17 protein-coding genes are annotated in these 19,132 nt (G+C 37.7%); 12 read left to right on the plus strand and 5 right to left on the minus strand.

Annotated elements, in window-relative coordinates; all coding sequences use genetic code 11:
* Nucleotides 1–67 precede the first annotated feature (67 nt).
* Genes HQN83_RS08495 through HQN83_RS08505 form a run of 3 tightly spaced genes read right to left on the minus strand, consistent with a single transcriptional unit; the run spans nucleotide 68 to nucleotide 3,335 of the window.
* A complete protein-coding gene (locus HQN83_RS08495; protein WP_173089904.1) occupies nucleotides 68–1,033 on the minus strand; it encodes a tryptophan 2,3-dioxygenase family protein in 966 nt (321 codons plus the stop codon).
* Between the two features lie 33 nt (nucleotides 1,034–1,066).
* Nucleotides 1,067–2,365: an HAD-IB family phosphatase gene (locus HQN83_RS08500; RefSeq protein ID WP_173089905.1), complete on the minus strand. Its 1,299-nt coding sequence runs from the start codon at nucleotides 2,363–2,365 to the stop codon at nucleotides 1,067–1,069.
* Nucleotide 2,366: 1 nt separating this feature from the next.
* The gene (locus tag HQN83_RS08505; RefSeq protein WP_173089906.1) at nucleotides 2,367–3,335 is read right to left on the minus strand and encodes an SDR family NAD(P)-dependent oxidoreductase; all 969 of its coding nucleotides are present in this window, start codon (nucleotides 3,333–3,335) and stop codon (nucleotides 2,367–2,369) included.
* A gap of 75 nt (nucleotides 3,336–3,410) precedes the next feature.
* Between HQN83_RS08505 and HQN83_RS08510 the strand changes: the two genes are divergently transcribed.
* On the plus strand, nucleotides 3,411–4,592 hold the full coding sequence (locus tag HQN83_RS08510; protein ID WP_173089907.1) for a formimidoylglutamase: 1,182 nt from the start codon (nucleotides 3,411–3,413) through the stop codon (nucleotides 4,590–4,592).
* Nucleotides 4,593–4,701: 109 nt separating this feature from the next.
* Nucleotides 4,702–5,853: a TlpA disulfide reductase family protein gene (locus HQN83_RS08515; protein WP_173089908.1), complete on the plus strand. Its 1,152-nt coding sequence runs from the start codon at nucleotides 4,702–4,704 to the stop codon at nucleotides 5,851–5,853.
* Nucleotides 5,854–6,171: 318 nt separating this feature from the next.
* Here the strand turns inward: HQN83_RS08515 and purD are convergent, their stop codons facing one another.
* Nucleotides 6,172–7,443: a phosphoribosylamine--glycine ligase gene (gene purD, locus HQN83_RS08520; RefSeq protein WP_173089909.1), complete on the minus strand. Its 1,272-nt coding sequence runs from the start codon at nucleotides 7,441–7,443 to the stop codon at nucleotides 6,172–6,174.
* A gap of 159 nt (nucleotides 7,444–7,602) precedes the next feature.
* Here purD and HQN83_RS08525 point away from each other — a divergent pair, with 159 nt between their 5' ends.
* The 10 genes from HQN83_RS08525 to HQN83_RS08565 all read left to right on the plus strand — a co-directional run bounded on the left by HQN83_RS08525 (nucleotide 7,603) and on the right by HQN83_RS08565 (nucleotide 18,539).
* The gene (locus HQN83_RS08525; protein ID WP_173089910.1) at nucleotides 7,603–7,905 is read left to right on the plus strand and encodes a hypothetical protein; all 303 of its coding nucleotides are present in this window, start codon (nucleotides 7,603–7,605) and stop codon (nucleotides 7,903–7,905) included.
* Between the two features lie 260 nt (nucleotides 7,906–8,165).
* The gene (gene secA / locus HQN83_RS08530; protein ID WP_173089911.1) at nucleotides 8,166–11,480 is read left to right on the plus strand and encodes a preprotein translocase subunit SecA; all 3,315 of its coding nucleotides are present in this window, start codon (nucleotides 8,166–8,168) and stop codon (nucleotides 11,478–11,480) included.
* Between the two features lie 67 nt (nucleotides 11,481–11,547).
* Nucleotides 11,548–12,000 (plus strand): SPOR domain-containing protein, encoded by a 453-nt coding sequence (locus HQN83_RS08535; protein ID WP_246254395.1) that lies wholly within the window; start codon nucleotides 11,548–11,550, stop codon nucleotides 11,998–12,000.
* Entirely contained in the window at nucleotides 11,984–13,171 is a 1,188-nt protein-coding gene (locus HQN83_RS08540; RefSeq protein WP_173089913.1) for a M20 metallopeptidase family protein, read from the plus strand. Before HQN83_RS08535 ends, HQN83_RS08540 begins: the two co-directional genes overlap by 17 nt.
* Before the next feature lie 207 nt (nucleotides 13,172–13,378).
* A complete protein-coding gene (locus HQN83_RS08545; RefSeq protein ID WP_173089914.1) occupies nucleotides 13,379–14,335 on the plus strand; it encodes a hypothetical protein in 957 nt (318 codons plus the stop codon).
* Nucleotides 14,336–14,385: 50 nt separating this feature from the next.
* A complete protein-coding gene (locus tag HQN83_RS08550; protein WP_246254398.1) occupies nucleotides 14,386–15,054 on the plus strand; it encodes an SGNH/GDSL hydrolase family protein in 669 nt (222 codons plus the stop codon).
* Between the two features lie 48 nt (nucleotides 15,055–15,102).
* Nucleotides 15,103–17,091: a DNA primase gene (dnaG, locus tag HQN83_RS08555; RefSeq protein ID WP_173089915.1), complete on the plus strand. Its 1,989-nt coding sequence runs from the start codon at nucleotides 15,103–15,105 to the stop codon at nucleotides 17,089–17,091.
* Nucleotides 17,091–17,234: a YraN family protein gene (locus HQN83_RS25435; RefSeq protein ID WP_317172495.1), complete on the plus strand. Its 144-nt coding sequence runs from the start codon at nucleotides 17,091–17,093 to the stop codon at nucleotides 17,232–17,234. The genes dnaG and HQN83_RS25435 overlap by 1 nt, the downstream gene beginning before the upstream one ends.
* Entirely contained in the window at nucleotides 17,234–17,452 is a 219-nt protein-coding gene (locus HQN83_RS25440; protein WP_317172497.1) for a YraN family protein, read from the plus strand. The genes HQN83_RS25435 and HQN83_RS25440 overlap by 1 nt, the downstream gene beginning before the upstream one ends.
* A complete protein-coding gene (locus HQN83_RS08565) occupies nucleotides 17,433–18,539 on the plus strand; it encodes a glutaminyl-peptide cyclotransferase (RefSeq protein WP_173089916.1) in 1,107 nt (368 codons plus the stop codon). The genes HQN83_RS25440 and HQN83_RS08565 overlap by 20 nt, the downstream gene beginning before the upstream one ends.
* Nucleotides 18,540–18,552: 13 nt before the next feature.
* Here HQN83_RS08565 and HQN83_RS08570 read toward each other — a convergent pair whose 3' ends face one another.
* Complete coding sequence (locus tag HQN83_RS08570; protein WP_173089917.1) at nucleotides 18,553–19,098, minus strand: DUF4251 domain-containing protein; 546 nt, start codon at nucleotides 19,096–19,098, stop codon at nucleotides 18,553–18,555.
* Between the last annotated feature and the right edge of the window lie 34 nt (nucleotides 19,099–19,132).

Raw genomic sequence — 19,132 nt, forward strand, 5'->3', positions numbered from 1 at the left:
TTTTATTACTGCAAATTTAGTAAAAAAAGCAATGTTTATTCTCTATTATTTTGCAATTTGATGATGTTTATCCCTCATTTCTAAGTGTTTTCAACACACTAAGTACCCATCCCTTACCCCATTCCTCAATTTGTTCTTCAGTCCACAAGAAAGGATAGAATATTCTTTTCTGAAAACGGGGAGGTAAATACTTCTGCCAGTTGGTACCTCCGGTAGCTGCAATATCAACAGGATCTCTTTCCAGATACCTCACTGCCGATTTGTAATGAGACAATGGCCATTCTACATTCACGTATAAATCTAGCTTTCTAAGCTCATCTGCCAAAGCAGAAACGTCGTGTCCCTGCTTTAATAGTTTATGATATAGGGCAGAGAAATTGCTTTCCTGTCTGTCCTTTATCAGCTGTAAAAACTGAGCGGCATACTTATTAATAAACTGCTTTAAAGTAAGCGTTTGTTTGCCGCTTGCCAATTCTGTAGCGCCAAACTTCCAGTAAATAAATTCAAATTGCTCTTCAACACTTTTATCCGCAAGCTCTTCTCTTTTACTTTTATCTACCAGCCTTATAAAATCAGTTGCCGAAATCTCAATCATGCGATACTGTCCGGATTGAAAACCGCTTGCCGGTAACAACGACATTCTGAATTTCAGAAACTGATCCTTATCCATCCCGTTAACCATCACCTCAAACGAAGTAACCAAGGCATTAAAGTAAGCATTAATGCGTCTTACCCGATCAGTAAAGAACTCAGCTGTTAATTCCTCATTACCCGAAATCTGTTTACACTCATGAAGCGCAAGTTTAAAATATAGCTCAGTAATCTGATGATACATGATAAAAATCTCTTCATCAGGAAAAGGCGTTTTCGGATTCTGTAAACTCAGCAAAGTATCCAGGTGGATGTAATCCCAATAAGTTAAGAAATCAGCATACAACAAACCATCCAAATAGGCCGACATATCCTGCCCCATAGCGGCATACTTTTCCTGCAGCTTGTCCAGTTTTTCTTTTATCTGAGGTGTAAGTTCCATACTATAAATCTAATCAAGTTTGAGGGCAAAGGCCTAATACAATACTCTGAATTTTATAGTGTGTTCAATCTTTTTTAATGATTTAAACAATTGCTTGTCGTACTCCGCATTAATATCTGTAATCACATAACCTATTTCAGGATTAGTCATCAAAAACTGACCAACAATGTTAATGTCGTGCTTGGCAAAAACGGTATTTATTTTAGCCATAATACCCGGCACGTTTTTATGAATGTGAATTAACCTGTGCGATTTCTCGATTCTAGGTAATTGCAGGTTAGGGAAGTTACTGCTAAGATAAGTTGTGCCCGTATTCATAAAATCAATCATCCTTTTCGGAATGAAATCTATGTTACGAGGATTATGTTTTGGATCTTCAAAAACTACAATACCTTGTTCAGTACAGGTAGCAATATCAATCTTGTTTTTTGCACTTCCAATGCAACCTATGGTTTTAAGCTTAACTGCTCTTTTAAGTTTTTCATGCTCAATTTTCTCGCCATCAGCCAAAAGCATCATGTGTACATCGGCAACATATTTCTCCTCGAAAGTAGTTTTATGACGAACAGAGAAACCATCTTTTTTAAGCAATTCAATACTCATTGGATCAGCATCACCAATAATCAGGCATAGAATCCTGTTTTTAGGATAAGATATCGCTCTTGGTAAATTGTTTACATACAAGAACTCATCAAAACTTGGGGTAACATGGTCGGCCTTTTTAACAATACTCTCTCTCGAAATATTTTCAGTGAAAGCATAAAATTTCTTGATCATACCACTTTCACGAAGCTGGAAATCAGAATAGCCATCACCAATACCATAAAGATCGCCTTCAAGGTTTAGTTGTTGCATCAATTTAACCTTACCGCCCTCTTCACTTAAAGGGTTGGAGTGGTCGTAATCAATTATTTTACCATCACCGGTAGTTACAAAAGTGTTGGCGTAAATGTTCTCTTTTTTAATATGAAACTTACTTACCACAGGAGTGATAAATTCTTTAAAACCACCGGAAACTATTAAAACCTCATCTGCATGTTTTTTAAAGAATTCGGCATTACGCGAAAAAGAGGCAGAAACTTTTTTCTTTAAATGCTTAATGAGTTGTTTTAAATGATCTTCATCAGCCTCCAAAAGTTTAACCCTTTGAGCCAAACTCTCGCCAAAAGAAAGCTTTCCTTCCATTGCAAGGTTGGTGTAATCCTCAATCTTCTGAAAGATAGCGTCTTTCTCAGGATGTTTTTTAAGAGAGATACGGGCCAGCTCATCTAAAGCCTCTACCTGTGTAAAGGTGCTGTCAAAATCAATAATGTAAATGTTTTTCTGCTTCATTTTAGTTGTTCTTTAACCCTTCGCAAACTTCTCCAATGCTTTGCTTAAGTGGTTTAAATTGTATTCCTATTGTATTCTTTATTTTTTCGTTACTGTATAAACTTTCATTTAAGCTACTTCTTGCAGCATCGCTTGTTAATGCTGCAGGCTTTCCTGTAAATAGCGAGGCCAGTTTAGCAGCCCTCCATGCAATGCCAAGCATCCATGGTTTGGCTTCTTTAGCAGGCGCTTTTACGTTAAAACCTTGCGCAATTTCTCCAAAAAACTGTTGATAATGGTAATTTTCCGACGAAATGGTGTAACGTTCGCCGGTTTCTTTACTGTTCATTAACGAAATCATACTTTTCGCCACATCATACACATCAACAATTCCGGTAGCACCTTTGGTATAATACGACAAGCCGTCTTTTACCAGTTTAAATATTGCACCGCTACCTTCAAAGCCTGCTCCGCTACCAATAATTACTGATGGATTTACAATTACAGCATCTAAGCCCTCGGCTATTCCACGCCAAACCTCCATTTCACCCTCGTATTTAGAGATAGCGTATGAATGTGCTTTCGAATCGTACTCCCAGAAATCTTTTTCAGTAATCAGTTGTCCTTTTTTAGCATTTCCTAAAGCGGCAACTGAGCTCACATGAACCAAACGTGCGTTATTTTCTGCACAAAGGTTTACAATGTTGCTGGTGCCTTCGATATTAACTTTTAGCAATTTGGTTTTATCCTTCGGATTAAAAGAAACCAATGCCGCACAGTGGTAAACCTGATCGATGCCATCAAAGGCATCCTCAAGTGAAGAAATGTCATTTATGTCCGCAACAAACCATTCAATATTGACGTTGTTACTTATTGATTGGGGTATAATAGAGTGCTCGCGTTTTAATGCTTTTACCTTTACACCCGACTCAGTTAATTGATTTATTAATTCTGCTCCTAAAAATCCAGTGGCGCCGGTAACTAATATCATTTCATTTTTTTTAGGATGTTCATTAAAATATGCTCTCAAAAATAGATATTTGATGGCATACATTTATAGTACTATATGTCTTTATCAGATTTTTTTTCACCTTTAAGTCCAGAGAAATTTTCGCCAAAAGCGGGATTCTATACCAGTCAGCTAGGTTTGAAGGCCACTTTTTACACAGATAAATTTCCTGACCTTGAAGAAAATGAATACGATATTGCCATTTTTGGAGTACAAGATGACCGCGCTTCTGTAAATAATGAGGGCTGTGGCTTGGCTCCCGACTATTTGCGCGCACAGTTTTACAGCTTAAATGAGGGCGCTTACACCAGTAAAATTATAGATCTGGGTAATATAAAAGCGGGAGCTTCAATTTCGGATACCTATGTAGCATTAAAAATGGTGGTATCTGAACTGATTAAGCTAAACATTGTTCCTATCATTATTGGTGGCGGACAAGACTTAACTTATGCTCAATATCTGGCTTACGAAAGTCTGGAACAAAAAGTCGATCTGGTAGTTGTAGATAGTAGATTTGACCTTGATGAAGAAGATCAGGAAGGACTTGCTGCAAAATCAGACACCTATTTAAATAAGATTTTATTACACCAACCCAATTACCTTTTCAATTTTAGCAATATCGGTTACCAAACCTATTATGTGAATCAGGAAAGTTTAAAGGTAATGAATAAGCTATATTTTGATGTACACCGGTTAGGTGAATTTGCAGATGATATCAGTTTAACAGAGCCCATTGTTCGCAACGCGAATATGATCAGCTTTGATATTGGTGCTATCCGCTCATCAGATGCAGCGGCAAACGCAAACGCGGGTCCAAATGGTTTTTATGGTGAGCAGGCATGTCGTATAGCAAGATATGCGGGGATGAGCGATAAGCTTACTTCTATCGGGTTTTACGAGTTTAATCCTGCCTTCGATACTAATGGACAGACAGCTATGTTGCTTGCTCAAATGGTTTGGTATTTTGTTGACGGCTTTTACAACCGTAAAAAGGATTTCCCGCTTACGCCTAAATCTCAATACCTTATTTATAGAGCCAGTTTAAATGATGGAACAGGGGAGATGTTGTTTGTGAAAAGTAAAAAATCAGACAGATGGTGGATGCAGGTGCCTTATCCGACAGGGATCTCTAAAAATGAGCGTTTTCACTTAGTACCGTGTCGTTACGACGATTATACCACTGCTGTAAATGGAGAAATGCCCGATTTATGGTGGCGTACCTTCCAAAAGCTATTATAATTTTACATTTTTTATTGCGTTATGTAGGGACTTGAATTTTATATTTGAGTTCAGGCACATCATTATATAATAAAAGGATTGAATGCTTGATAAAATTAAAGAACAAAATATGAGGAAATTATTGATTACTGCAGTTTGTTTATTGCCCGTTGCAGCTATGGCTCAGAGTAAATTTACATTGCAGGCTAAGGTTGGGAATTTAAATACTCCAGCCAAAGCATTTTTATACTATAGTGCCGGAGGAAATCAGGTTGTTGATTCGGCGGTTATCACCGGAGGAAAATTTTCGTTTACTGGCCCATTGGCAGGAGTTACTCAAGCTGCTATCAGGGTTGCTCATGATAACACAGCTCCTGATGCTAAAAATCCTGCATCTGTAGATGTTTTCACTTTTTACCTGGAGCCTAAGACTGTAGCGATAAATTCTGCTACCGATTCTGTTAAGCATGCAGTTGTAAAAGCATCAGCCGTAAATGATGACAACCTTAAATATAAGGCCATCACTAAATCTGTAATGGAGAAAAATGCGGCATTACATGCTGAATACAGCGCCAAAACTGCCGAAGAGAAAAAGGATGAAAACTATTTGAAAACCGTTTATGCTCGTGATGAAGCAATTCAGAAAGAGCTTGGCGATATCAATAAACAGTTTTATTTAGCTAACCGCGATTCTTATGTTGCTTTGGTAGCATTTGCCGGTACAATTGGCCCTGATGTTAACCCAACTGTTTTGGAGCCTGATTTTAATAAGTTTTCTGCCGAAGTTAAAGCTACAGAACTCGGTAAGAGTATCGCTACAATGCTTTCTGCATCTAAAAAGAATGCTGTTGGTTCAATAGCCATTGATTTTACTCAAAATGATGTAAATGATAAGCCTGTTAAGTTATCTGACTTTAAAGGGAAGTATGTGTTGCTTGATTTTTGGGCTTCATGGTGTGGACCATGTCGTGGTGAGAACCCTAACGTAGTTAAAGCTTACAATAATTTTAAAGACAAAAACTTTACTGTTCTTGGTGTTTCTTTAGACAGACCAGGTAAAAAAGAAGACTGGCTAAAAGCGATTAAAGATGATGGTTTAACATGGACTCATGTATCAGATCTTAAATTCTGGGACAATGCTGCTGCAAAGCTGTATGGCATCCGCAGTATTCCTGCTAACTATCTGATTGATCCAACAGGAAAAATTATTGCTAAAGATATAAGAGGTGAAGAATTACAAGCTAAACTAGCTGAAGTATTAGGCGCTGCAAAATCTAAGTAGTATCGGTATTTAATTGATCGTTATTTATTCGATTATTATCTAATCATTCGTTATCCTGAATTCATTTCAGGACCTCGCACCAGTAAGGTGTTCTTTCTCTTGAGTGGTACTGAAATGAATTCAGGATAACGAATGTAAAAGCAAAAGCCTCCGATCAATATTGATCGGAGGCTTTTTTTATAGTATGCTTTCCTTTAAAGTATCATGGTTAAGTAATGCCGGTGTATTATCAGGGCGTTCAGAGGGCGATGGCCCTATCAAGGCCCTAGCAACACCCTATCAGGGCCCTACCAAGGCCCCCATAACCGAAGCCTCTAATTACACTAAATCGAATCCGATATCTTCTCTAAAGTATTTGCCATCAAAGTAAATACGGGCTGCATCAGCTGTTGCTGATTGCAATGCTTCAAACTGGCTATCTTGTAAGCTGCTAATGGCGATAACACGACCACCATTCGTTTTTACAACACCACCTTCAAGAGCTGTTCCTGCGTGGAATACTAAAGACTGGCGTACATTATCAATACCCGTAATGGCTTTACCTTTTTCGTATTCTCCTGGATATCCACCAGCAACAATCATTACAGTTGCAGCGTTTTTAGGACTGATATTTAATTTATAGTCTTTTAATTTCTTTTTAGCAGTAGCCATGAAAAGTTCTACAAGGTCGTTCTCGATTCTTGGAACTACACTTTCCGTTTCCGGATCGCCCATGCGACAGTTATATTCTATTACAAAAGGTTTCTCGTTTACTTTAATTAAGCCGAAGAAGATGAAACCGGTATAATTGATTTTGTCTTTCTTTAAACCATTAACAGTTGGGATAATAATATCACGCTCAACCTCATCCAAAAATGCTTTGTTTGCAAAAGGAACCGGAGATACTGAGCCCATACCACCTGTGTTTAAGCCGGTGTCTGCTTGTCCGATACGTTTGTAATCTTTTGCTTCAGGAAGTATTACATAGTTTTCGCCATCTGTAAGTACAAATACCGAAAGCTCGATACCGCTCAAAAATTCTTCAATTACCACGGTTGTTCCGGCATCGCCAAACTTACCGCTAAGCATTAGTTTTAATTCTTCCTGCGCTTCTTCAGCGTTGTCGATAATTAAAACACCTTTTCCTGAAGCCAATCCATCTGCTTTTAATACAACAGGAAGTGGGTGAGACTGTAGGTAAGTTAAGCCTTCTTCTAAAGTTTTAGCTGTGAAAGAACGTGAGCTTGCCGTAGGGATGCCATGGCGCGCCATAAATTGTTTAGAGAAGTCTTTACTGCCTTCTAAAATTGCACCTTCTTTTTTTGGCCCGATAACCGGGATTTTTGATAAGCTTTCATCTTCAGCAAAAAAATCATGAATACCATTTACTAAAGGTTCTTCGGGGCCAACCACTACCAGTTCGATATTTTCTTTAAGAACTAATGCTTTTACGGCTTCAAAATTATTGATGTTAAGGTTTATGTTTTTTCCATAAGCGCCTGTACCACCATTACCAGGTGCAATAAATAATTGAGAGCAAAGGGGAGAGTGGCTCATTTTCCAGGCAAAGGCACTTTCTCTTCCTCCTGATCCTAATAGTAAGATATTCATCTATATATGATTTAATTGTTGGGTCTGTTTGGGCAAATATACCGCTTTAGCTAAATTATCACAGTTTAAGTTTAATATTCGGCATAAAATATGCTTAGAAAAGGTTGTTTGTCAATAGATTTCGGTTTTTAAAAGATTAAAATTAGATTTGCCGCCAACATGAGACACATTGTTACTTTATCACTTGTATTTTTTAGTCTTACCCATTTGGCCAAAGCTGAGCGGGTTGAGGGGCTAAGACTCATAACTGAAAAGTACTGCAACAAGCAGCAGGTGAGCACTGAACAGGCAACTGTTCGCTCAAGTCAGCCTGACGATTCGAGGTACCCGTTTTTCTTATCTTATAGTGCTTTAACGGCTATAGGAGTACTTCCTGAAACACATATCATCAAATATAGGGCTCATAATCAAAGTATTTCTGACCTTGAAATAAGGGAAAAGCCCAAGAATAACAGCCCCTAATTTTTAGTATTCGTCGTCATCCTGAACTCAAAGAAGTTACGCTATTCTGATGCCACGTCATCCTGAATTTATTTCGGGATCTAGCAAGAGAAAGGTACGACTTTGCAGATGCGAGGTCCTGAAATGAATTCAGGATGAGCGTGAGGCAAAAGCATTGAGCGCACTGACAACTGACATTCTGGCTTATAGGCCTGTAATGGCTTGGTTGTTGTCATTTTATAGTTTTTAATAAGAATAATAAACAAACACAAACATAAAACATGTTAGGATTTTTAGCCAAAGTTTTTGGAAGCAAATCAGAAAGAGATATTAAGGCATTACAGCCTATAGTAGTTAAAATAAACGAAGAATACGCAAAGCTTTCTGCACTAAGCAATGATGAATTGCGTAATAAAACAGTTTACTTTAAAGATGTTATTGCAAAAGCTTTAACGGAAATAGACGGTAAAATAAGCGGTTTAAAAACCGATGCAGAGAATCAGGAATTATCATTAGCTGAGAAAACAGCTATTTATGATCAGATTGATGCTTTAATTAAAGATCGTGATAAAGAATTAGAAGTGGTATTGTCGGAAATTTTGCCTGCTGCATTTGCAGTGGTAAAAGAAACTTCAAGACGTTTCTCTGAAAATGATCAACTAGAAGTTACAGCTACTCAGTTTGACCGTGATTACGCTGCTCGCAAAAAGAATGTTGTAATACAAGGGGATAAAGCACTTTGGGCTAACAAATGGGATGCTGCAGGTACTGAGGTTGCATGGAACATGGTACACTACGATGTTCAGTTGATTGGTGGTATGGTGTTGCACAATGGTAAAATTGCAGAGATGGCTACGGGTGAGGGTAAAACCTTAGTAAGTACGCTGCCTGCTTACCTGAATGCACTTGCGGGACAAGGTGTTCACATCGTTACGGTGAATGATTACCTTGCACGACGTGACTCGGAGTGGAATGGTCCTTTATTCGAATTCCACGGTTTAAAGGTTGATTGTATCGATAAACACGAGCCAAACTCTCAGGAACGTAGAGATGCATACCTTGCTGATATTACTTATGGTACTAATAACGAGTTTGGTTTCGATTATTTGCGTGACAATATGTCGCAAACTCCTGACCAACTGGTACAACGTAAATTGCATTTTGCAATGGTGGATGAGGTCGATTCAGTTTTAATTGATGATGCCCGTACTCCATTAATTATATCAGGTCCGGTTCCTTTTGGCGATCAGCATGAGTTTCATGAATTAAAACCACGCATCGAGCGTTTGGTAGCTGCACAAAGAGAATATGTAACTAAAGCTTTAAATGAAGCTAAGAAGTTAATTAATGATGGTAAAACCGGTCCTGATGAGGGAGAAGGTGGTGTTGCGCTTTTACGTGCTCACCGTGGTTTACCTAAAAATAAAGCGTTGATCAAGTTTTTAAGTGAGGGTAGTGTAAAACAAACCTTATTGAAAACTGAAAACCATTACATGGCAGATCAGTCTAAGAACATGCCTAAGGTTGATGCTGAATTGTATTTCCATATTGATGAGAAAAACAATCAGGTTGAATTAACTGAAAAAGGTATTGAGCTGATCACCAAATCTGGTGAAGACCACAATTTCTTTGTATTACCAGACGTAGGTACTGAGATTGCTGACATAGAGAAATCTGCATTGAGCAACGAAGAGAAAATTGCTCAGAAAGATGCCTTGATGCGTGATTATTCAATCAAAGCGGAACGTATTCACTCTGTGAACCAGTTATTGAAAGCATATACTTTATTTGAAATCGATGTTGAGTATATCATTGATGAAGGTAAAATTAAAATTGTAGATGAGCAGACTGGTCGTATTATGGATGGCCGTCGTTATTCTGATGGTTTACACCAGGCAATTGAAGCAAAAGAAAACGTAAAAGTTGAAGATGCTTCGCAAACTTACGCTACGGTTACTTTACAGAACTTCTTCCGTATGTACCACAAACTTTGCGGTATGACGGGTACAGCTACAACAGAAGCTGGCGAGTTTTGGTCTATCTATAAATTGGATGTGGTAGAGATACCTACAAACAGAGTTATTTCAAGAAAAGATCATCAGGATTATGTTTACCGTACAGTTCGTGAAAAATACAATGCGGTTGCAGAAGAGATTGTGAAATTAACAGAAGCTGGCCGTCCTGTATTGGTGGGTACAACTTCGGTTGAGATTTCAGAGTTACTTAGCCGTATGTTGAAGCTGAGAGGTATTAAACATAATGTGTTGAACGCTAAGATGCACCAGAAAGAGGCAGATATTGTTGCTGAAGCTGGACAAGCTGGTCAGGTTACTATTGCAACCAACATGGCTGGTCGTGGTACGGATATTAAATTAGGCCCAGGCGTTAAAGATGCCGGTGGTTTGGCAATTGTTGGTACAGAGCGTCATGAGTCTCGTCGTGTTGACAGACAGTTACGTGGTCGTGCAGGTCGTCAGGGAGATCCGGGTTCATCTCAATTCTTCGTGTCACTTGAGGATAACTTAATGAGGTTATTTGGTTCTGAAAGAATCTCTAATATCATGGTTAGAATGGGTATTGAGGATGGTGAAGTGATTCAACATTCTATGATCACCAAATCTATTGAACGTGCACAGAAAAAAGTAGAGGAAAACAACTTTGGTATTCGTAAGCGTTTGCTTGAGTATGATGACGTTATGAACTCTCAGCGTTCTGTTATTTATGCTAAACGTAAAAACGCCTTGTTCGGTGAGCGTTTAGATGTAGATATGAGCAATATGGTGTTTGATGTTGCTGAAGATATTGTAACTGAATACAAAGAAGAAGGAAATTACGAAGGGTTTAAACTTGAAGTAATTAAAAACTTCTCTGCTGATACTACTATTGATGAGGCTGAATTCAGTTCTAAAGGCGTTAATCATTTAACTGATAAATTATTTGATGAAGTAACTGCATTCTATTCAAGAAAATCTGATGCGATTATTGCTCAGGCAATGCCGGTATTAGAGCAGGTATATCAGGAGCGCGGTGAGCAGATAGAGCAAATTATTGTTCCATTTACTGACGGTATCCGTAGTGTTCAGGTTCCTGTAGGTTTGAAAAAAGCGATTGACAATGGTGGTCGTGAGGTTACAAGATCTTTCGAGAAAACAATTGTTCTTGCGCTTATTGATGAGTCGTGGAAAGAGCATTTACGTGAAATGGATGAGTTAAAGCAATCTGTACAGAATGCGGTATACGAGCAAAAAGATCCATTGATCATCTATAAAATGGAAGCGTTTAACTTATTTAAAAATATGTTAAATGCGGTAAATAAAGAGGTAGTTAGTTTCTTATATAAAGGCGGAATTCCGGTACAAACCGATCCTAATGATGTAAGAGAAGCTCAGGCTCCAAGACCGGCACCAAGCAAATTGAAAATGTCTAAACCTGAATTTACTCAGGCTACAAGTTCAGCTGATGTTGCTCAAATGGATGATACCCGTGAGCATGTGCCTCAGCAGCCAATCCGTAAGGATACTGTAATTGGAAGAAACGAACCATGTCCTTGCGGAAGTGGTAAGAAATACAAAAACTGTCACGGTGCAGGATTGTAATTTGTAATAAAGATAAAGAATGCCGATTTTTGTAAAAAATCGGCATTCTTTTTTTAAAGCCTTGTTCATGAAACTACTATTTGCTGCGTTATTCTGTTGTTCCTCTTTCGGTTTGTTTGCTCAAACTAGAGGTCAGGTTACCATAATTAAGGATCCGATGATAGATAGTTTAATAGCAAAACGCATTGCGTTAAATACTAAGCCTGCAGGCTCTGGTGCTGTAACTGTTAAACCGGGACCAGTGGTTTCTCAAATGGGATACAGAGTTCAGGTGTTTTATGGTTCAGACAGAAGACAGGTTTTTAACGAGCAATCAAAATTTAATTCACTTTACCCATCTGTTAATACTTATATCACTTATAAAGAGCCAAACTATTATTTAAGGGTTGGAGATTTTCGGACACGCCTGGAAGCTCAGCGATTTATGAATGAACTAAGAAGTACTTTCCCTACTTTATTTGTTTTCAGGGAAAAAATTAATGCACCTAATTTAGAATACAGCGATGATACAGAAAGATAAGATCCAGGCACTCTCTAATGATATATTTGAGCAGGTTGTTGGCTACCGTCAGCATCTTCATTCAAATCCGGAACTTTCGTTTAAGGAGTTCGAAACTTCAGCATTTATTAAAAAACATTTAACAGATTGGGGTATTCCTTTTTCTGATATGGCCAATACGGGTGTTGTTGGGATTATTAAAGGAGATCTTCCATCTGATAACATCATCGCATTGCGTGCCGATATGGATGCATTGCCAATATTGGAAGCTAATGAAAAACCATATGCATCTAAAAATGCAGGGGTAATGCATGCTTGTGGGCATGATGTACATAGTTCTTCTTTATTAGGAAGTGCTTACATCTTAAATAGCTTAAAGGCTGAATTTGGTGGTACTATAAAATTAATCTTTCAGCCTGCTGAGGAAGTTTTACCTGGCGGTGCTAGCATTATGATTAAAGAAGGAGTACTAGAGAATCCTAAGCCACAGTCGATAGTTGGACAGCATGTAATGCCTTTAATTGATACCGGTAAAGTTGGTTTCCGTTCGGGTATTTATATGGCATCTACCGATGAATTGTATGTTACAGTTCATGGAAAAGGAGGACATGGTGCACAACCTCATCAAAATATAGATCCTGTATTGATCACTTCGCATATTATTATTGCATTGCAACAGATTGTGAGTAGAAATGCAGATCCAAGATTGCCTTCGGTGCTTTCTTTTGGAAAGGTACAGGCAAATGGTGCAACAAACATCATCCCTAATGAGGTGAAAATTGAAGGTACTTTTAGAACTTTAAACGAAGAATGGCGTAAAGAGGCTAAGCGTTTAATGAAGAAAATGGCTGAAGGTATTGCCGAAAGTATGGGTGGTAGCTGTGATTTTAGAATCATGGATGGTTATCCGTACCTGATTAATGAAGAAAAACTAACTGCAAATGCACGTGCTTTTGCAGAGGATTACTTGGGTAAAGAGAATGTGATTGATTTGGATATATGGATGGCTGCCGAGGATTTCGCTTACTATTCGCAGGTTACTGATGCTTGTTTTTACAGATTGGGTACCGGGAATAAAGAAAAGGGAACTACGTATTCTGTTCATACGCCTAACTTTGATATTGATGAGGATGCTTTAAAGACCTCTACAGGGTTAATGGCCTTTATTGCGCTTAAGCAATTGGGAAATTAGTAATATAGGGTGCTTGCACTCGTTATGTTGATACTCTCGTCATCCTGAATTTATTTCAGGACCTCTCAAGAGAAAGGTAATCTGTTATGTGCGAGGTCCTGAAATAAATTCAGGATGACGGGTGTTTATTACAACGTGTGTTTATTACGACGAAACGCCCATTACAATGAGCGCTAACCATTAATGGCGACTACAAAATTAGAATAGATGAAGAAAATACTTTTGCTAGCAGTATTAATTGGAATTAATTTAATGGGATTTACTTTAAAAGGATTTTCTCAGGAGATTGATCGTTTTAATCCGGATACCATTAAAACAATACAACTCGATTCTGCTGTAAATATCTCTGCTCAGAAATTTGGGGTAGAGACTTTTATCAACGCCATTATTACTGATGAAAGCTTTTATAAAGCTTTCAAGAATATGAAAAAGTATAATTTCACGGCAGAGAACAACATCTACTCTTATGATAAAAAAAACAAGGTAGATGGCAGGATTTATCGTAAGATTAAACATACTGCAGAGGGCCCTGAAAAGATGGTGTATATTGCAAAACAGGACACCGGAAAGCTATATAGAAAGAATGGTAAATATCAATTATACACGATTGAAATGTTTGATTTTATCTTTCTGAATGCCTACAAAACTGAGTTTTCTGAAGAGGATGCGAAAGGCAAGGCAGACGGAGCAAATGCAGGATATAAGGATAAATTAAAGACTTTAATATTTGCACCGGGAAAGCCAATTAAAGGGTTGCCTTTTATAGGTGATAAAACAGCAATATTTACTGCTAATATGCGCCAATACTACGATTATAGTTATTACAGTGGTACCTACCTGGATTCTATTCCTGTATATCGGTTTAAAGTTACAATGAAGAAAGATTTGAGCAATTGGACTAAAGACGGATTGATGATTAAGGAGCTTACTACTATTTTTGATAAACGTAATTTTGAAATCCTTGGTCGCTATGTTGATATGAAGTATAGCAATATGCTGTTTGATTTTAATGTACAGATGAACATAGAAACCAGTTATTTTGGTGATGAGAAGCTGCCTACTAAAATCTCTTATCAAGGGAATTGGGATTATCCTTTAAAGAAGGAAGAAAGAGCTAGCTTTTTGATAGTACATAAAGATTATCACCTTGGAAAAGGCAAGTAATTTTTTAACTTCGTAATAAGCTCTTTAGGCTTTTGCTATTAAAAATTATAATGATGAAAACTTACTTCAAACCACTAGCATTACTGTCTGCATTTCTTGTTGTGTTATTTTTTTCTGCCATGAATAATAAACCCAAAAAGATCATCTTCTTTGGTGATTCTATTACTCAGGCCGGTGTAGAGCCGGGTGGTTATGTTGATCTGATAAAAAAGGCACTTGATCCGACAAAGTATGAGGTTATTGGTGCGGGTATTGGAGGTAATAAAGTATACGACCTTTATCTTCGTATGGAAGAAGATGTGTTAAATAAAAAACCAAATCTGGTAGTTATCTATATTGGGGTTAATGATGTTTGGCATAAGCAGTCGAGCAGAACAGGAACTGATTACGATAAGTTCATTAAGTTCTATCAGGCATTAATCAATAAGATTCAGGCAAATGGAGCAAAGGTTGTTCTTTGTACTCCGGCAGTAATTGGAGAGAAAAAGAATGGCGCAAATGAAATGGATGGAGATTTAGATAAGTATTCTGGAGCAATAAGAGAACTGGCAGCTAAAAATAGTCTTCCCCTATGCGATTTGAGGACAATATTTAAAACTTACAACACAGAGCATAATTCTGAAGATAAGGATAAAGGCATTTTAACTTCTGATGGTGTGCACTTAAATGAAAAAGGCAATCAAACTTTAGCTGATAAGTTATTGCCATTGGTAAAATAGATTTCAGCGTTTTGCTGCATTTGGAAGGGAGAGGATAAATAATAGGGAATGATTGATCAGGATACCATAAATAAAATCACAGAAACCGCTCGTATTGAGGAGGTGGTTGGTGATTTTGTAACTCTAAAAAAACGCGGTACAAGTTTAATAGGAAATTGTCCATTTCATAATGAGAAAACACCTTCGTTTCACGTATCGGTGGCTAAGGGTATTTATAAGTGTTTTGGATGTGGTAAAGGGGGCGACTCTGTTCACTTTATCATGGATCATGAGAAGTACTCCTATCCGGAGGCTCTTAAATTTCTTGCCAATAAATACAATATTGAAGTAGAGGAGACTGTTCAGTCGCCTCAAAATATAGAAGCGCAAAATGCTCGTGAGAGCTTATATATCGTTTCTGAGTTTGCTGCAAATTACTTTGCCAATGAACTTTGGACAGGCGAGGATGGCAGGGCAATTGGCTTAAGTTATTTTAAGGAACGTGGCTTTAGAGAGGATATACTAAAGAAATTCCAACTGGGTTATTCGCCTGATTCATGGGATGCTTTGATTCAGAGTGCTGTTGGAGCAGGACATAAGGAAGAGTATCTGGAAAAAACGGGTCTTGCAATCAGAAATGATAAGGGCAGGCTTTACGATCGCTTTAGGGGGAGGGTTCTATTTCCGATTCATAATTTTACGGGTAGGATAATTGGTTTTGGTGGTAGAACATTAAAAACTGATAAAAATGTACCTAAGTATGTAAACTCTCCGGAGAGTGACATTTACCATAAATCTAATGTGCTTTATGGTTTGTTTCATGCTAAGAAAGCAATTAGAGATGCTGACAACTGCTATCTGGTTGAAGGATATGCCGATGTTTTGGCTGTTCACCAGGCAGGAATAGAAAATGTTGTGGCATCTTCCGGAACGTCGTTAACCACTGAACAGATAAGGCTGATAGGTAGGTTCTCTGAAAATGTTACTATCCTTTATGATGGTGATGCTGCGGGTATAAAAGCCTCTTTGCGTGGATTGGATATGATCCTTGAAGAGGGATTGAACGTTAAGGTTGTTCTTTTTCCTGATGGACATGATCCGGATTCGTACATGCATCATGTAGGATCGGGAGAGTTTAAGAAATACATTGAAGATAACCGGAAGGATTTCATCTTATACAAGGCCAGCATCTTATTAAAAGAAGCTGGAACTGACCCGATAAAAAGGGCTGGTATTATTAGGGATATTGTAGAAAGTATTGCTAAGATACCTGATGATATTAAGGCCTCTGTTTTTATTAGAGAGTGCAGTGGTTTGTTGCAGGTTGAGGAAAGGATATTACTTTCTGAGTTAAATAAAATTAGGGCTGCCAAATTTAAAAAGGCAAGTGGAGGTAATCAACCTCAGCAATCGTCATTTCAACCAAGCTCATATCAGCAAAATCCTTATCAGCAGGATGGACCGCCGGATAATCTTTTTGAGAATCCGGGTGAGTCGGCCGGACCGGTAGAGCAGGTTGAACCTACAGATCATAACCTGATACAGGAGCGAGAAATTGTTCGATTGCTATTGGCATTTGGGCATGAGCTGGTTACCTGGGATAAGATAGATAATATGTACATTGGATCTTTTATCATACAGAATTTAGCTGATGTTAGTTTTGAAGATGAAATATGTAAGCTTATTATCAACACTTACAGGGATGAAATAGAGAACGGGCATCTTCCTGTTGCAAGTCAGTTTATTAAGAATGAGGACAGAAGGATTGTCGATCTTGCGATTACACTATCAACTTCTCCTTATTCATTGAGTGAAAACTGGGAAAACAGACATAATATTTACGTTAGGGATGAAAGTATAAACTTAAAGAAGACGATTTTTGGAGGTCTTTATCATCTTAAAAAGGGTAAAATTGGCAAGATGCTTACCGATATAACAAAGGAACTTGCCAGTGAGACAGATCCTGTAAATCAGGAGATTTTAATGCAGCGCCATATTATGATAAAAGGCGTGGAAAGAGATATCTCTAAATATTTGGGGACAGTTATATTAAAGTAATGGCTAGTCATAACGATTTAGGTAAGCGCGGTGAAGATATTGCCAAGGAATATTTAGAAAATCTGGGTTACCGGATACTAAAAATGAATTGGAGACACGGAAGAGTTGAAGTTGACGTTATAGCTAACCAGGGGGAACAATAATTTTTGTTGAAGTAAAAACACGAAGCTCAACAGATTATGGCGAACCCGAGGATTTTGTAAGCATTAAGAAGGAAAGGCAATTGGAGTATGCTTCATCTGCCTATATAGAAATGAATAACCATGAGGGAGAAATTCGCTTCGATGTTATTGCAATTGTTTTTGAAAATAAACACCTTTATAAAATAAATCATATAGAAGATGCATTCTGGCCAAGTTAAAAATAATACCAATTTCTTTAAGGTAATACCGTTTCTTTCTCTGCTATTCGGTGTTTCAGTTGTCATTTCATGTAAGAATGAGCCTACTGTTTCTATAGTGGGATTTAAGGCTCCTGAACAAGGACAGACCTTTAGTTTGGGTGATGACGTAAAAGTTGAACTGGATGCTCCCAAAGACAACCAGATTAAGTCGGTTACTTACCTGGTAGATGGTAAGGTGATTACAACGAAAAATGGTGTTGAACCCATAACTGTAAAAACAGATGGATTTGCAGTAGGTTATAAGTTGATTACGGCGATAACTGATGATGGAAGTCAAAAAGATACCTCTACGATTAATATTGTTTTAAAGTCGGCTTTAAAGCCTGAGATGTTCAGCTATAAAATTGTTAAAACTTACCCTCATGATACCTCATCATATACTCAAGGATTAGAATATCACAATGGAAGGCTCCTTGAAAGTACAGGTGAAAATGGTTTTTCGACATTGAGATGGGTGGATTTGGCTACCGGTAAAGCTTTGCAAAAGATAGATCTTGATAAACAGTATTTTGGTGAAGGATCTACACTTGTTGGTGATAAAGTTGTAATGTTAACTTATAAAGCAAACCAGGGTTTTGTATATGATGCCAAAACCTTTAAACAACTGGGCACTTTTCCTTATCAAACAAGTAGAGAGGGCTGGGGCTTATGTTTTGATGGTAAGCAGTTAATCATGTCAGATGGCTCAAACCGCCTTTATTTCATGAATAAAGATACTTTTAAAGATGAGAGTGCGATTGATGTTTATGATAACCTTGGAGCGGTTGATTCTATTAACGAGCTTGAATATATAGACGGAAAGATCTACGCTAATATCTATCAGCAGAATTATTTAGTAGTAATAAATCCTAAAACAGGCATTGTAGAGCAAAAGATTGATTTGAATGGTTTATTGCCTAAAGGATACTTTAAATCGGAAGATAGTATCTTAAATGATGTTTTAAACGGTATAGCCTGGGATAAACAAGGCAAGCGCTTGTTTGTTACGGGAAAGAAATGGCCTAAGTTATTTGAAATAGCGTTAGTTCCTGTAAAAGGGAACTAACGCCTTTCTTGAATTATTTAGCCGGTGTATTATTAGATGGTGCAGCAGGCTCGCTAATGAAGCCGTTAAATGCAATTGGTTGTCTGTAGGTACTGGTCACATTTAACACTGCGTATCCTTTTTCTCCAACACTTAAAGTAAGTGTTTGTACATCTTTAACGTCTTTTGGTTTAATGGTTATCAGCCATCCACCTTTTTTCTTTTTATCGGTTTTGTAAGTGAAATCTTTAGATTTGAACTTGATTCCGGAATCAGTAGAGCCAATGTTTGCACTAAAAGCCCTACCGTAATATGGTAAATATGCTTCTACACTATCTTTAGCTATTATTAGCTGATATTGAGAACCGCTAAGTTGAATTGCTCCAGCTCCTTGTCCACCCGGAAATCTCGCCATAACCTTATTAAGATCCATGTTTGCCATTGGTAATGCAGTTGTAGCATTAAATACCAATGTTTTGGCATCTACCAATTTAGCTGTAGTTTCTTTATCTGTTTGCGCGGAAACTTGTACTGCTACAAACAAAAAAGCTAGTAATAATGTGTTTTTAAGCGTCTTCATGATATGTTCTTTTAAATGTTTATATATAATCAAT

Source organism: Pedobacter foliorum (assembly GCF_013266735.1).
Classification (GTDB): domain Bacteria; phylum Bacteroidota; class Bacteroidia; order Sphingobacteriales; family Sphingobacteriaceae; genus Pedobacter; species Pedobacter foliorum.

What these genes read in the sequence shown, in the direction of transcription:
- HQN83_RS08510 (WP_173089907.1), top strand. Translation starts at nt 3,411, where the DNA reads ATGTCTTTATCAGATTTTTTTTCACCTTTAAGTCCAGAGAAATTTTCG.
- HQN83_RS25435 (WP_317172495.1), top strand. Translation starts at nt 17,091, where the DNA reads ATGGCTAGTCATAACGATTTAGGTAAGCGCGGTGAAGATATTGCCAAG.
- HQN83_RS08540 (WP_173089913.1), top strand. Translation starts at nt 11,984, where the DNA reads ATGATACAGAAAGATAAGATCCAGGCACTCTCTAATGATATATTTGAG.
- HQN83_RS08500 (WP_173089905.1), bottom strand. Translation starts at nt 2,365, where the DNA reads ATGAAGCAGAAAAACATTTACATTATTGATTTTGACAGCACCTTTACA.
- HQN83_RS08565 (WP_173089916.1), top strand. Translation starts at nt 17,433, where the DNA reads ATGCATTCTGGCCAAGTTAAAAATAATACCAATTTCTTTAAGGTAATA.
- HQN83_RS08505 (WP_173089906.1), bottom strand. Translation starts at nt 3,335, where the DNA reads ATGATATTAGTTACCGGCGCCACTGGATTTTTAGGAGCAGAATTAATA.
- HQN83_RS08545 (WP_173089914.1), top strand. Translation starts at nt 13,379, where the DNA reads ATGAAGAAAATACTTTTGCTAGCAGTATTAATTGGAATTAATTTAATG.
- HQN83_RS08570 (WP_173089917.1), bottom strand. Translation starts at nt 19,098, where the DNA reads ATGAAGACGCTTAAAAACACATTATTACTAGCTTTTTTGTTTGTAGCA.
- HQN83_RS08535 (WP_246254395.1), top strand. Translation starts at nt 11,548, where the DNA reads ATGAAACTACTATTTGCTGCGTTATTCTGTTGTTCCTCTTTCGGTTTG.
- HQN83_RS08495 (WP_173089904.1), bottom strand. Translation starts at nt 1,033, where the DNA reads ATGGAACTTACACCTCAGATAAAAGAAAAACTGGACAAGCTGCAGGAA.
- dnaG (WP_173089915.1), top strand. Translation starts at nt 15,103, where the DNA reads ATGATTGATCAGGATACCATAAATAAAATCACAGAAACCGCTCGTATT.
- HQN83_RS08550 (WP_246254398.1), top strand. Translation starts at nt 14,386, where the DNA reads ATGATGAAAACTTACTTCAAACCACTAGCATTACTGTCTGCATTTCTT.
- HQN83_RS08515 (WP_173089908.1), top strand. Translation starts at nt 4,702, where the DNA reads ATGAGGAAATTATTGATTACTGCAGTTTGTTTATTGCCCGTTGCAGCT.
- secA (WP_173089911.1), top strand. Translation starts at nt 8,166, where the DNA reads ATGTTAGGATTTTTAGCCAAAGTTTTTGGAAGCAAATCAGAAAGAGAT.
- HQN83_RS08525 (WP_173089910.1), top strand. Translation starts at nt 7,603, where the DNA reads ATGAGACACATTGTTACTTTATCACTTGTATTTTTTAGTCTTACCCAT.
- purD (WP_173089909.1), bottom strand. Translation starts at nt 7,443, where the DNA reads ATGAATATCTTACTATTAGGATCAGGAGGAAGAGAAAGTGCCTTTGCC.